14 protein-coding genes are annotated in these 12,783 nt (G+C 60.9%); 6 read left to right on the top strand and 8 right to left on the bottom strand.

The features are described from left to right. Position 1: 1 nt before the first annotated feature. Together FB466_RS13615 and FB466_RS13455 are read right to left on the bottom strand one after the other, a co-directional pair. Positions 2 to 1,381 (bottom strand): S8 family peptidase, encoded by a 1,380-nt coding sequence (locus FB466_RS13615; protein ID WP_141916475.1) that lies wholly within the window; start codon positions 1,379 to 1,381, stop codon positions 2 to 4. Beyond that, entirely contained in the window at positions 1,378 to 1,893 is a 516-nt protein-coding gene (locus FB466_RS13455; protein WP_170206038.1) for a hypothetical protein, read from the bottom strand. The genes FB466_RS13615 and FB466_RS13455 overlap by 4 nt, the downstream gene beginning before the upstream one ends. Positions 1,894 to 2,170: 277 nt before the next feature. Here FB466_RS13455 and FB466_RS05440 point away from each other — a divergent pair, with 277 nt between their 5' ends. Genes FB466_RS05440 through FB466_RS05450 form a run of 3 tightly spaced genes read left to right on the top strand, consistent with a single transcriptional unit; the run spans position 2,171 to position 3,827 of the window. Further along, on the top strand, positions 2,171 to 2,503 hold the full coding sequence (locus FB466_RS05440) for a WXG100 family type VII secretion target (RefSeq protein WP_141916477.1): 333 nt from the start codon (positions 2,171 to 2,173) through the stop codon (positions 2,501 to 2,503). Positions 2,504 to 2,536: 33 nt separating this feature from the next. Further along, positions 2,537 to 2,824 (top strand): WXG100 family type VII secretion target, encoded by a 288-nt coding sequence (locus FB466_RS05445; protein ID WP_141916479.1) that lies wholly within the window; start codon positions 2,537 to 2,539, stop codon positions 2,822 to 2,824. Between the two features lie 34 nt (positions 2,825 to 2,858). Then, positions 2,859 to 3,827, top strand: coding sequence for a hypothetical protein (locus FB466_RS05450; RefSeq protein ID WP_141916480.1), 969 nt, complete (start codon positions 2,859 to 2,861; stop codon positions 3,825 to 3,827). Between the two features lies 1 nt (position 3,828). Here the strand turns inward: FB466_RS05450 and FB466_RS05455 are convergent, their stop codons facing one another. From FB466_RS05455 to FB466_RS05480, 6 genes are all read right to left on the bottom strand, one after another. Next, positions 3,829 to 4,221 (bottom strand): YbaB/EbfC family nucleoid-associated protein, encoded by a 393-nt coding sequence (locus FB466_RS05455; RefSeq protein WP_141916482.1) that lies wholly within the window; start codon positions 4,219 to 4,221, stop codon positions 3,829 to 3,831. Positions 4,222 to 4,230: 9 nt separating this feature from the next. After that, on the bottom strand, positions 4,231 to 5,070 hold the full coding sequence (locus FB466_RS05460) for a WXG100 family type VII secretion target (RefSeq protein ID WP_141916484.1): 840 nt from the start codon (positions 5,068 to 5,070) through the stop codon (positions 4,231 to 4,233). A gap of 10 nt (positions 5,071 to 5,080) precedes the next feature. After that, positions 5,081 to 5,395, bottom strand: a complete 315-nt coding sequence (locus FB466_RS05465) for a hypothetical protein (protein WP_141916486.1) — start codon at positions 5,393 to 5,395, stop codon at positions 5,081 to 5,083. Continuing rightward, positions 5,392 to 5,790 carry a YbaB/EbfC family nucleoid-associated protein gene (locus tag FB466_RS05470; protein WP_141916487.1) on the bottom strand — a complete coding sequence of 133 codons (399 nt, stop codon included), beginning with the start codon at positions 5,788 to 5,790 and terminating at the stop codon, positions 5,392 to 5,394. The genes FB466_RS05465 and FB466_RS05470 overlap by 4 nt, the downstream gene beginning before the upstream one ends. A gap of 110 nt (positions 5,791 to 5,900) precedes the next feature. Next, the gene (locus tag FB466_RS05475) at positions 5,901 to 6,635 is read right to left on the bottom strand and encodes a PIG-L family deacetylase (protein ID WP_141916489.1); all 735 of its coding nucleotides are present in this window, start codon (positions 6,633 to 6,635) and stop codon (positions 5,901 to 5,903) included. After that, positions 6,622 to 8,055, bottom strand: a complete 1,434-nt coding sequence (locus FB466_RS05480) for a CCA tRNA nucleotidyltransferase (protein WP_141916491.1) — start codon at positions 8,053 to 8,055, stop codon at positions 6,622 to 6,624. Before FB466_RS05480 ends, FB466_RS05475 begins: the two co-directional genes overlap by 14 nt. Positions 8,056 to 8,134: 79 nt before the next feature. On the opposite strand from FB466_RS05480, the gene FB466_RS05485 reads away from it, so the two are divergent. The 3 genes from FB466_RS05485 to FB466_RS05495 are packed head-to-tail and all read left to right on the top strand — an operon-like array spanning position 8,135 to position 12,687. Beyond that, positions 8,135 to 10,216, top strand: a complete 2,082-nt coding sequence (locus FB466_RS05485; protein WP_141916493.1) for a DUF6049 family protein — start codon at positions 8,135 to 8,137, stop codon at positions 10,214 to 10,216. After that, the gene (gene murJ, locus FB466_RS05490) at positions 10,213 to 11,862 is read left to right on the top strand and encodes a murein biosynthesis integral membrane protein MurJ (protein WP_246054531.1); all 1,650 of its coding nucleotides are present in this window, start codon (positions 10,213 to 10,215) and stop codon (positions 11,860 to 11,862) included. The genes FB466_RS05485 and murJ overlap by 4 nt, the downstream gene beginning before the upstream one ends. 6 nt (positions 11,863 to 11,868) lie before the next feature. Continuing rightward, entirely contained in the window at positions 11,869 to 12,687 is an 819-nt protein-coding gene (locus tag FB466_RS05495) for a putative protein N(5)-glutamine methyltransferase (protein ID WP_141916494.1), read from the top strand. Positions 12,688 to 12,783: the final 96 nt, after the last annotated feature.

Consider the following 12,783-nt stretch of genomic DNA (forward strand, 5'->3'; position numbering starts at 1 on the left):
GCTACAATCCTTCCGTGGGAGTCGTGGGAGTCGTGGGAGTCGTGGGAGTCGTGGGAGTCGTGGGAGTCGTGGGAGTCGTGGGAGTCGTGGGAGTCGTGGGAGTCGTGGGAGTCGTGGGAGTCGTGGGAGTCGTTTTTCGTCGGTTTCGAAGGATAAGCACCGTGGTGACCGCTGCAACAACAACCAACCCGCCAACCGCCACCCCACCCCACAGCAAGAGATCAGGCAGAGTTACCGCACCCGCAGGCGCGGCCGAGGTCGGCTGCGCGGACGCCCCAAAAACATCCTCAAACAACGGAGAACCGAAATCCTTGTCGAAAAGAGGATTCACATCCGGGTACTGCGTCGGATCAACACGAAGCATATGCTGCAACGACACAGACCCATACCCCCAATACCCAGCGGGATCAAAGAAAAGATCATGATCCTCACTCCCGGTATTACGAATAAGAGTCTGTAACAACTGGTTTCCCGTGGCCTCTGGATACTTTGATTTCACCAGGGCCAAGAAACCCGACGTAATCGCGGTCGCCATCGACGTTCCCGAACTCGTCCCAAAACTTGTCCACGAACGATTCAGAGTCAGGATGTCTCCACCGGGACCGACTACGGTCACCGCTGGATCCACTTTCGCGGAGTTAGCGACAATCGCACCCGCGGGCGTTTCCGCCTGCAGAGTCACAACGCCATTGAGCGTAGAGAGTCCCGAGGCGGTGACCAGATCATTCGAGGTCCCCGAAACGAGCACAACCCCCTTCTGCAACGCGTAGGTCACCGCCTGAACCACCGGACGAGTAGCACCCGCTCCGAGTGACATGGAAATAATGTCTGCCCCATCATCAACCGCCTGCGTAATCGCCTCAGCCACGCCCACATCACTCAGGTCTTCATCACCGCGATAGCAGTGTATGTAGGGGTCTTTGCCAAAGTCCACATTCTTAAGCGTTGCCGCGTAGTAGTTGATCTGGGCATCCGGTGCGACGCCGAGGGGTGCCTGCACCCCGGGCGCACCGCCATCCCCATTACCCGCGATAAACATCGCCATAGCAGTCCCGTGACGGGCCTCCGCCGGGTTACTGCTGGTGGCCGGGGCACGCGTCCCGGGGTTATCAAGGGTTCCACAGTAAGACGGTTCACGCACCGTGATATTCGCGTCCGCGAGAGCGGGCATCTCACGATACAAAGGCGAGTCAATAATAGCGATCGTGACACCCTGCCCCGTGAACCCACTGTCATGAGCCTCTTGCACACCATAATTGTCGTAGTACCAGAGCCCGGGAGTGCCCTCCGCCGCAGCCGGGACAAGCCCCACACCCCCCAGCACCGCGACCACAACCCCGGCACCAAACACCCGCACCCCCACCCTCCAGGGGCGGGTCACCCCTCGCCCCCAGCCGACGACGCACTACTCCCCGAACCACCCGCACCACCCGGAGCCGCCCCCGGCCCCGAACCACCAGACACCACACCCGGCCCGGTGCCCGCACCAGATGCCGCAGCACCAGTACCGCCCGCACCACCCGGAGCCGCACCCGGCCCCGCCACCGGCGAAGACACCGGGACCACAGCGGCCACGACACCCTCAACCCACTCCGTTTCAACCCGCAACTCATGCGCAAAGTTCTCATCAAGAGCACTAAGATCCTCAACCGTGGCCTTGATATTATCCGCCTGAGTCGCAAGATACCCTTGCCACCCATCAGTACGCTTCTTCAACTGCACCATCGCCCAGTCCAACGTATCGTCAAGCTCCTGAGTAGCCGTAGGATCCGCCGCACACGTAAGATTCGGCGGCGGACCAGGATACGCCGCCGCGAGATCTTCCTGCGCATTTCGGAGTTTCTGAATAGCCGTGAGAACCTCTTCTTCCCGGATCCCAATGTTGTACGTCATATCCCTACTCCATCACCGCACAAAAAACAAAAAAAGGAGCACCACCGAACAACTCGGTAACGCCCCCACAACCAGCACGCCAGGCACACACACCCAACATAAAACATCCCCAGGGTAATGGTTTATCCGAACCACCGCAACCTGAACCCCTCGATTCACTCCACAACGTGACACTGCTGGCCAGCCCACTGCACGGCCTGTGGATAACTCGGGTTCACTTCCCTAACGTCGCTAGGATGAGTGAGATTATTCCGAACCCCCTGAACGGAACGAGCACATGAATTTGGTTATTTCTGCACAAGAAGGTGCACTCGCAGTTGCCCAGCAGATTCTCACCGAGGCGTATGACGACATCTCCACCCAGCTAAAAAATCTTGACCTTGCCTGCGATGCTATTCCCGGGTACTGGAGCACGGATGCGAGTGTCGAGCTCGCAACCCTGCTAAACGAGTGGATGGATCTAGTTCGCCGCAAGCACGCTGACCTTGACACCCTCAACACAGCCCTTCGTCGCGCCGAAGAAGACCTCGCCCAGCTCGAAGAAGAACACGTTGAGGTCAGTAAAGGCCTGTGCGCGCTGATGTGCGGGTCTACCTGCTCATGCCCCTAACACCCACCACAACTTCCCTCCAGGAGCATCCCCATGATTTCTGAACAAAAAGTCACGTGCGAAAGCATCCTCGCCCTCTCGGATACCGTAGATACGGTTGCCGAGGAGATGGACAAAATCAACGAGCGTCTTGCAATCACTGCCCGCACGCTGAGCGTTCAATGGACGGGGGCCGCCGCCAACGCATTCCAGTTTTCCCTGTCCACCTGGCTCGGTGATATGGACGACCTCAACGCCAAATTAGAAGCCTACGCAGCCGATATTAGCGCGGCACAGACCGAGTATGCCGAGCGTGAAAACGGCTATGAGCAACAGCTTTAACTCCGCCTTTTTTCCGCAGACGTACGCACCTATCATGCCACCGCCTCCGGCAACGATGTCCGAGAAGCAAGCGCTCAACAGGTATGCCATCCCCCTCGCGCTGGGGTGGGGGGTGCTCATGCTGGGCTTCTTTTTTCTGTACCTTCTCACCCTCTTTGTAAGTACGGAGCGAGGCGGAGGGCTACGCCCACCCTGGACACCCACGGGTTTTCTGATCTTCACGCTGGTGTACTTCGCTCTTGTGCTGTTTACGCTTCCCCTCCCCTTCGCAAAGCTGCACTACGTCGCGAAGCGGAACGTTACAGCCCGCTACCGCTCCTACCGAGATTCGATCCAGCCGTGGGCAGACGCACATCGGTGGGTCTACCAATCCGACAGCGGATCACCACCGCTGGATATTCTGTACGCGACGTTCTCTCCCTCCCGGTGGATCCGAGTATGGAACACGACCCACGTCGTCACGGGCACCCACAGGTCGTACTCCTTCACATCAGCCCATATCGTCGGATACCACGAAACCGCTTCGTTGGTCGTGTTATTTCTGCCCCTGTGGGCGTGGATCGACGAGGATGCTCGCGCCGAGAGTAAGCGCCGACCACGCTTCCGCGACGCCGATATGTCCGAAAATATCGTGGTTCTTCAGCTTCCCCACTGGCTTCCCCCGTTTCGGCTCACCAACAACAATATGTCGTCGCAGCACGACTACGGCGATAATCTTCCACACATTGCAGCACGCAACAACCCGCTCAACGAGCGGTGGGTGGTTCAATCCGCTGACCCCCGGTTTATCCAAACCATGATGACACCGGAAGTGGTGCGCGTCTTACTGACCGCACCGCCTTTGCTGTGTTCGATCGCCCAGGTCAATGGTCAACTCGTCGCCTACCGCAATTACGAGGGGTCAGCCTTGAGTATTTACCAACAACTGGAGCTGCTCACGGCTCTCGCGAACCGTCTCCCGGTGCCCAACTATCCCGAACAGCAGGGCACACCACCACACTGATCTAGCGGATTATGTCGTGGCTCGACAGGTCTCCACCACAATCCCGGGAGTACCCCCGCACAATCGCGGCACCAGTCTCCCCCATTCCAGCCGTTGTGTCCTCCACCCGATCATGCAACGCAGCGAGTGCCTGGCGCAGAGTGAGAAGGATTGTGTATTCAAGGTTGCGGTACCCGGAGTCAATAGCACTCTGTGTCACCCGCAGATCGGTCAGGTTACCCGAGCCATCAACCTGAACCGTGATGTGCCCGCCACGAGACTCCGATTCACACGACAGTGCACCCAGAGAATCTCTCAACCGTTCGGCAGCTGCGAGACGCTGGGACGCCTCATCGAGCAAAACCCCCAGAGATGTGAGGTCAACCATCCCGTGACCCTCCTGATTTTTCGTCATCGGCTTGGCCTACCGCACTCCGGCGAAAGCTTGAGTAATCTTCACAATTTCTCGCACCGCAAGTTCAAGAGATTCGTTGAGGATTTCCATTTCTCGAGCGAGCTCCGCATTTGTATCACAATACAGATTGACAAACTCCAACAATTTAACGACATTTCGATAAATGAGTACCATGCACTGTGAAATAAAGATTGCAGTACCGACTGCTGGCAAAATATTTTCCCAGGCCTTCATGAGAATAAAAGAAATTGTGTCACTCAACACACCGATGATCAGGTTCCGCAGCGCCTCTAGGAGGGCCGAGATGGACAGCGTACCGTCCGCCACCAAAGTGGCAGCATCAGCTAATACGGTAAAAAGTTGATCGGCATCCTGAAGGTCTCGGGTGTAACGCTGCGCGGTTGCCCCCACCCACCCCTCGCGACCTCGAACGACTTCCTGACTCAGCGGATCAGCTTGATCTCTTAGCGACTGTGCAATATTGTGCCAGGTCGCTGCATTCGCCTCGACCCCGGCTTTGTCGCCGGTAAGTGCGTCAAGGATCGCCGTGATGGGCTGGAGTTCATTAATGAGAATACTGAGTCCAGCAGATACCAGCGATCCAATCGGGTCGATGATATTGCCCGTGGTATCCAATGCCGCCTCAACGAATCCCAAAGCGGCATCCGCCGACCGCCCCTCACGCGCGGATTCAATGGAGGCTGCCACCTCATCCACAATCGGACGGAACTGAATCACTTTCACACTGAGGGGACTCATTGCTAACGCCTCCCCCGGCAAATCTCGAAAGATGTACCCTAGCGTCCCCTCGTGATTAGCCTCTCCGGGCTCAACGATAAGATTTGTCATAGTACGCTCCCTATCCCAGTTCCTCACGGTGACGAGAAAACTTCGTTTTCTGTTGATCGTCAATGTCCTGGTAGCCCGTTCGCATCACCTGGTCGGCCTGTGACACGGTGTCAATCAGGGTTGCCATCGCGGTAACCACGGTCTGCACCATGGCACGGGTATGGTTGGAACCATCCAGAAATTGCAACCCGTAGAGACCCAGATGTGACCACTGAAGCTGGCTCGCAGACATCGCACTCGTGATCGGGTCAAGGTCACTTGCCAAACGAGACATCGCCTCCGAATGGTGATCGAGCAGATCGAGGTTAACCTCATAGGTGGTCATACATTTCCTCCCAGGGGGGATCGGGGAACGGATAGTGCAAGAAAAGATTCCAACCGAGCTTTAGCAGCATCCGCTTGGGCCTGCTCCTCCTCCGAGGGTTTAACGAGCCCCAGGATAGGTTCGCTGCGCTGCTGCCACTCACCTCGGGCCCGCTGCAGGGTCGAAAGGATAGCCTCACGAAGTTCCTCGGGCGAATACCCGTCAACAACCGGGCTGAGGCTCAACTCTGTGATGATGCCATTCCCGCCCACCGTAATGCGGATGCCGCCATCCGGCGACTCGGCGGTACCCACGATCTCGCGGAGCTTCTCCGAAGCCTCCCGCACACGCTCGGCCCGCTCCCAAACGGCGCGCAACGCATCATCGGTGTGAGACTGGGGGGCTGACTCTGACATTGAATCCTCTACAGGTCCGGCAGTCCCCCCGGGCTGCTCATGAAATCTCTTCAGACTCTAGCAACCCGTACCTTAAACATTGAAATTCTTTTTGCACCCCTGTGGATAACTCACAGAACCCGTCGAAACCACTCGACCCGATCAATCGCCTGCCGCTGCCCGCCCGAGTGCACCAGGTCATCCCCGTCAACCGTTACCTGCGTGGCGTGACAGCGCAGTGCAGCAACTTTGCGCGACCACGCCACAGGATCCACGTCCACGGCACCCACGTCGGCACGCACAGCATCCGCCGGAACAATGAGATACAGCGGCACCGCCCACTCCTCGGCCAGCCGTACCGCCACCTCGTGCGCCCGAACGTGGTCTGGATGCCCGTACCCACCCCGCTCGTCATAGCTCACGAGGGCGTCGGGCCGGACCTCCGCCACCACCAAACGCGCAGCATCCAGAACCTCATCAAACGGTGCCAGGCAGAGCGAGTCGGCCGAGGCCGAGGGGTCGGCAACCGCGTAACCGTCCGGCCCCCACCGCATCCCAGAATCCCGAAAAACTCGGCCCGGAAACCCTAAAAACCGCTGATCAGAGATACCAAGTGCACGCATAGCCGCGGCGAGTTCACCCTCGCGGTATGCCCCCAGCTGCTCTGTTCCTTCGAGATGGTGCAGCGGCCCCGCCACAACCTCACCGCGCTCCCCCCGCGTCAGGGTCAGCACGGTTACCTCGGCGCCGCGAGCCACGAGCGTCGCGAGAGTCCCGCCCGTGGTAATCGTCTCATCATCCGGATGCGCGTGAATAAATAACGGTCGGCGCGCCTCCAGCAGCGGAGACGGATCAGGCGGGGTCACGGTACCACTCCAACAGGGCAGCTGTCGCAGCCTCCTCGCTCTGCGGGCCGTGATCGAGTCGCAGCTCCATCAGAAAAGCGTACGCCTGCCCCACGATCGGGCCGGGGCGAAGATCGAGTATCGCCATAATCTGCTCACCGTTCAGATCCGGGCGAACGGCGTTCATCTCCTCTTCCTTGCTGAGTTCCTCGATACGGTTCTCAAGATCGTCGTAGGCAAAAGCGAGACGGTCTGCCTTGCGCACGTTGCGCGTGGTGACATCGGCGCGCACCAGAATGTGCAGCTCTTCCAGATACGGTCCGGCGTCACGCACGTAGCGGCGCACCGCGGAGTCCGACCACTTGGCATCCGTGTAGCCGAAGAAACGCAGGTGCAACTCCACCAGGCGGGCCACAGCCTTAATCGTGTCATTGTCGTAGCGCAACTCACGCAACCGCTTCTTGACCATTTTTGCACCCACCACATCGTGGTGGTGGAAGGTGACCACGTTTCCAGGCTCGAAGCGACGCGTGGGTGGCTTGCCAATATCGTGCAGTAGGGCGGCCAGGCGCACCACAAGGTTGGGCACAAAAACCTCGTCAGTCGAGCGCTCATATTCGAGTGCAATGGCCTGGTCAAGCACCGTGAGGCTGTGCTCATACACATCCTTGTGGCGCTTGTGGTCATCCTGGGTCAGCGTGAGGGCTGGCAACTCGGGGAGAAACCGCTCGGCCAGTCCGGAATCCACCAGCAGGCTGATTCCCACACGCGGGATATCGCTGAGCAGCAACTTATTGAGCTCGTCACGGATACGCTCAGCCGAGATAATCGTGAGTCGGTCGGCCATCCGGGCCATGGCAGCCGAGACCTCCTCATCGACACGAAAGTTAAGCTGGGCGGCGAAGCGGGCGGCCCGCAGCATCCGCAGCGGGTCATCACTGAACGACTGCTCGGGTGTGCTCGGTGTGCGCAACACGCGAGCGAGTAGATGATCCACCCCGTTGGCGGGGTCAACCAGCACCTGCCCGGGCAGGCGGAGGGCCATCGCGTTGACGGTGAAGTCGCGGCGGCGCAGATCGCCCTCCAGGGTGTCCCCAAAGACCACCTCGGGTTTGCGTGAATCGGCATCATAGCTATCGGCGCGATAGGTGGTAATCTCAACGGTCTCATCAAGAACCCGGGCGGCAATCGTGCCAAACTCACGGCCAACATCCCACAGCGCCGAGGAGTGCGGCTTAACAATACGGATGATCTCCTCGGGCGAAGCGGAGGTGGTAAAGTCCAGGTCGTTCACGGGGCGCCCCAGCAGCGCATCCCGAACCGGACCGCCCACCAGAGCCAACTCGTGACCGGCCCGGCTGAAGGCCGCGGAGAGTATTTCCACCGTGGGCGATTCGGCTACGGAGCGCAGGGCAGCGAGAGAGTCGGCCATGTTAAGCATGATTGCAATGTTAGAGGGTACGGCTGTCGCGGGAGGGACCCGGGCACAAAACACAGACGGACATCGTAGAATCACACGTATGGCCGTAACGAGCAGACCCCGTTTTCGCCTGCTCAGGTACCCCGCTCTCGGCCTCAGTGCAGCACTCTTTCTGGTCGGCTCTACGCTCACCGGGCCGGCGGCCTCTTTCGCCGACGAGGATTCCAGCACGGGCGGTGACTCCGTCGGCGTCACCCTCACGGTCGCCTCCGCGAGCCCGATGCTCGCCACCGACCAGAAGACGCTCAGCGTCAACGTGCAGGTGACCAACAACACTGATGCAGCCGTCGAGGCCCCCACTCTCAACCTTTACGTCGATCGCGACCGGGTCACCACAAGCGAGGGTCTGAGCAGCCAGATCAACGCGACCCCCACCGCCAGTACCTCCCAGCTCGGAACCCAGGTTTTCAATAGCAAACTCGACCGGATATCGGCCGGTGACTCACTCGAACAGACCCTCACGGTGCCCGTATCGGCCCTGGGCCTGCGTGCCGACGAACCGGGTGTATATCTGCTCTCGGGCGCGCTATCCGACCGGGGCGAGACTCCCGTCACCCGCAGCGCCCTCGTCTGGGGTAACGCCACCGCGGATACGCAGACCACCGCCACCCTGATCATTCCCGTCACGCTCCCCAGCTCACTCGACGCCCTCGCCACCGCAGCTCAGCTGAGTGACCTCACGAGCAAGACGGGTACCCTCTCCCAGCTCATCCCGATTGCGGAGCGCACGGGCGGCATCCTGGCCATCGACCCGCGCGTGCTGGCCTCCATCCGCATTCTGGGCAAGAGGGCGCCACAGAGCGCAATCACCTGGCTGGACCAGTTGGCGGCCCTGAGTAATCCCAGTTTCGAGCTGCAATTTGCGGATGCCGACCTCGCGGCCCAGTCTCAGCTGGGCCTCACCGCACCTCTCGCTATCACCAGCCTCTCCTACGCCGACCAGGACGGCACCTTCCTCGGTACCTCCGACTGGGCCACCGCCCTCCCCGCACTAACCGCCTGGAATTACAGCATGGATGATGTGGTCTGGCCCGCCGCCGGTTCCGTTGTCACCGAGGACCTCGCCTTCTTCCAGCAGTCCGGCCGGGGCACCGTCATCCTCGACTCCACCAATGTGGCCGATAGCGCCACCGCCCGCACCACCCCGCGAGCTACGGTAGAGGGCCTTTCGGCACTCATCACCGATAGTGGCATCGCGGATGCCGTTGGCGATGCCCTCGCCGCCAAGACCACCACCGACTACAGTGCCGCGACCTCCCTCGCCGCCGCCGAGCTCACGCTGGAGGCGCAGCAAACCGGGGCCACGCCGCAGCACATCCTGCTTCCACTTGATCGCGGCGCCGTGGCCGATTCCACACGAATCACCTCGACTGTTAACACCCTGCGCTCACTCTCCGGGCTCACCCTGGCCTCACTCGACTCGGCCGCCGAACGCTCAGACAGCGTGACCATCAACAACCGACCCATCGACGAGAACCGCCTGACAACCCTGATGACCGTGCTCGGCAACGAGACAGCCATTGACTCGTTTGCGTCCGTACTCGTCACACCAGATTTACTTGCCAGCCTGCAACGCTCCCGAGTTCTTCACACTTTCGGTGCCGGTCTGGCCACGGGAGAGGATACGTTCTCGGCTCGCGTGCGCCCCGCCCTCACCCGTGATTCCGACACCCTCAACGGTGTAACAATTACCCCCACACCGCTTGTTCTGCTGGGCACCGAGTCGGCCATCCCGGTGCAGGTGAGCAACTCGCTGCTCTTCCCGGTTGCCGTCCGTGTGCACGCCGAGGCCAGCAATAACCGCCTGTACATCCCGGCCTCAACGGAGGTCACCACCATTGCGCCGTCCTCCCAGGTCAATATTGCGGTACCCGTGAAGGCAACCGTGTCCAACGGCGAGGTCAAGATCATCATGACACTGCACAACGGTGCGGACCAACCTGTCGGATCACCCGTTACCGCGGATGTGTCCCTACACGGCGATTGGGAGAGCATCGGCATCGTGATCCTCGGCGGTCTGGTTGTGCTGTTCTTCGGCTTCGGCGCGTGGCGCAGCGTACGCAATCGGCGCAAGCAGGCACACACGGCATCCCCTACCGCAACAGAGAGTGATAGCGAGTGACAACACGCACCGACAATATCGGTCGGGCCAGCATGTGGCTGGCCTCGGGAACGATCATCTCTCGGGTCCTGGGTTTTGTGAAGGTCGCCGTCCTCGCCCAGACAATTGGGGCCGCGAGCGTGGGAATCAACGCGTTCACCCTCGCCAATTCGCTGCCCAACCAGCTGTACATGATCATTGCGGGCGGCGTGCTCAACGCGGTGCTCGTGCCGCAGATCGTTCGGGCAACCAAACAGGGTGACGGCGGCCTCGGCTACATCAACAAGCTGGTTACCCTGGCAATCGTGGTGTTGGGGGTCACGACCCTGCTCACCACCCTGCTGGCACCGTGGATCGTGTCGATCTATGCGGTATCCTCGGTGACCGGCTCTTCCGCCTCGGGTGACGCCATTCTGGCGCTGGCAATCGCTTTCGGTTACTGGTGTATGCCCCAGATCCTCTTTTACGGTCTCTACACGGTCCTCGGCGAGATTCTGAACGCCCGTCGGATGTTTGGCCCGTTTACCTGGGCCCCCATCCTCAACAATGTGGTCGCCATCGGTGGCCTGGTGCTTTTCACGGTGATGTTTGGGGCAGACCCCGAGGGAACCCTGACCGCGGGCGCGTGGGATGCCGGCAAGATCGCCGTGCTCGCGGGGAGCGCCACCCTCGGGGTGATTGCCCAGGCGGGCATCCTCATGGTCTTCTGGCGGCGCGTTGGCCTGAAGTTCCGCTTCGATTTTCAGTGGCGGGGCGTGGGTCTCAAGGCCGCGGGAAAGGCGTCAAGCTGGGCGTTCGGCATTATGATCGCGGGCCAGCTAGCCTACCTGGTCACCAATAATGTGGCCTGGATCGCGGCCGACTCGGGTTTCCCCTCGGTATTTGTGCTCAACATGGCGTGGCTCGTTTTTGTCCTGCCCCACTCAATCATCACGGTCTCCATCACCACCGCCCACTTCACCCGTATGAGCGAACACGCCGCAGCGGGTGATCTGGCGGCGGTGCGCCGGGACTTCTCGGAGATGGCACGCAGTGTCTTCCTTCTCATCACCCTCATTATGTGCGGGATTATCGTGCTCGCCATCCCGGTCAGCCGCCTCTTTGCCAACACCGATGCCCAGGTCATGCCGATGGCACTCGTGCTCGTGGGGCATATGGTGTGGCTCCTTTTCTTCACCTTCATCTTTCTTGTGCAGCGCACGTTTTACGCGCTCGGTGACACGCGTAAGCCGTTCCTCTTCTTTGTCTTGCAATACGGCTTACAGTCCATCCTGTGCGTGGTGGTCGCGCTGACGATCACCGACCAGTTCATCGCATTCGGCATCTCGATTGCCCAGGGTCTCGCCATGGCCATCACAATGCCGGTCGCCCTGATGTGGCTCAAACGCGTGCTCACGGTAGGACTCGATGGTGCCCGTATCACCCGCAGCATTGTGTTGTTTACGATCGCCGGTGTGGTGTCTTCCCTCGCGGGCTATCTTGTCACCCGCTGGCTGGGGGGCAATAGCGAGGGCGGCTGGGGAAACTCTTCTGTCCTGGGCGCGCTCGTCACTATGGCCATTGTGGGTGCCGTAATGAGCGTGATCTACCTCGGGATGCTCGTGGTCATGCGATCCGCCGACCTTCAGGCCGTCCTCAACCCTGTTATGCGTCGGCTGCGGCGGTAGTATTCCGTGACCTCCACGCCTGCATCCGCATCAGAGGAGGCCAAGCCTATCGTCGCACTCCTGCGAGCTGCGGGGTGCGTGTTTGCCGAGGAGGAGGCCGCGCTGCTTCGTGCCGAGGCACCAACCGGGCCGGATCTCGACACCCTCGTTGCTCGGCGAGTCGCGGGCGAACCGCTTGAGTACATCGTCGGCTGGGCCGATTTTGGAGGGCGGCGCCTGTCCGTGACCTCGGGGGTTTTCGTGCCGCGGCACCGCAGCGAATTTCTGGCGATGCGCGCCCTCGATTGTGCCCGCGCCAGCGCCGATCCTGTCGTCCTCGATCTGTGCTGCGGGGCAGGGGCCGCGGCGGTCACCCTCGCCGCCGCACTCGACCGGGTCACGGTGCACGCCGCAGACATCGACCCGGCGGCTGTGGCCTGTTCCCGGCGCAACCTCGCAGAATACGCGTGGCATCCCGAGGCCTGCCACACCTGGTTGGGCGACCTCTATGCGCCGCTACCCACGTCACTGCGCGGCCGGGTGGATGTCCTGGTCACCAACGCCCCCTACGTTCCCACCGACGAGATCGCCCTGATGCCCACCGAGGCACGACTCTACGAGGCCCCCGCCGCACTCGACAGCGGGGAGGACGGACTCGCCCTCCAGCGCCGGGTTGCCACGGATGCCCCGAGCTGGCTGAGCCCGGGTGGCAGCTTAGTGATCGAGACGAGCGCACGCCAGGCGGAACGCACCCGAGACCTCCTGGCGGCTGTGGGCCTCCTCGCACGCATCGAACGCTCCGAGGAGTGGGATGCCACAGTTGTGATCGGAATTCGACAACTCTAAACCAATCGGTTCTGCCCGGTGACAGGTTATCCTCCACAGGCCGCACCTTTCTCCCGCCATCCACACTCGCCCCCTACAGACACCACGGGGAATAGT

The organism is Klugiella xanthotipulae (genome assembly GCF_006716695.1).
In the GTDB taxonomy this organism is placed as follows: domain Bacteria; phylum Actinomycetota; class Actinomycetes; order Actinomycetales; family Microbacteriaceae; genus Klugiella; species Klugiella xanthotipulae.

Excerpts from the sequence above, each read along its gene's own strand:
- FB466_RS13455 (WP_170206038.1), bottom strand. The coding sequence starts at position 1,893 with ATGACGTACAACATTGGGATCCGGGAAGAAGAGGTTCTCACGGCTATT.
- FB466_RS05440 (WP_141916477.1), top strand. The coding sequence starts at position 2,171 with ATGAATTTGGTTATTTCTGCACAAGAAGGTGCACTCGCAGTTGCCCAG.
- FB466_RS05445 (WP_141916479.1), top strand. The coding sequence starts at position 2,537 with ATGATTTCTGAACAAAAAGTCACGTGCGAAAGCATCCTCGCCCTCTCG.
- FB466_RS05450 (WP_141916480.1), top strand. The coding sequence starts at position 2,859 with ATGCCACCGCCTCCGGCAACGATGTCCGAGAAGCAAGCGCTCAACAGG.
- FB466_RS05455 (WP_141916482.1), bottom strand. The coding sequence starts at position 4,221 with ATGACGAAAAATCAGGAGGGTCACGGGATGGTTGACCTCACATCTCTG.
- FB466_RS05460 (WP_141916484.1), bottom strand. The coding sequence starts at position 5,070 with ATGACAAATCTTATCGTTGAGCCCGGAGAGGCTAATCACGAGGGGACG.
- FB466_RS05465 (WP_141916486.1), bottom strand. The coding sequence starts at position 5,395 with ATGACCACCTATGAGGTTAACCTCGATCTGCTCGATCACCATTCGGAG.
- FB466_RS05470 (WP_141916487.1), bottom strand. The coding sequence starts at position 5,790 with ATGTCAGAGTCAGCCCCCCAGTCTCACACCGATGATGCGTTGCGCGCC.
- FB466_RS05480 (WP_141916491.1), bottom strand. The coding sequence starts at position 8,055 with ATGCTTAACATGGCCGACTCTCTCGCTGCCCTGCGCTCCGTAGCCGAA.
- FB466_RS05485 (WP_141916493.1), top strand. The coding sequence starts at position 8,135 with ATGGCCGTAACGAGCAGACCCCGTTTTCGCCTGCTCAGGTACCCCGCT.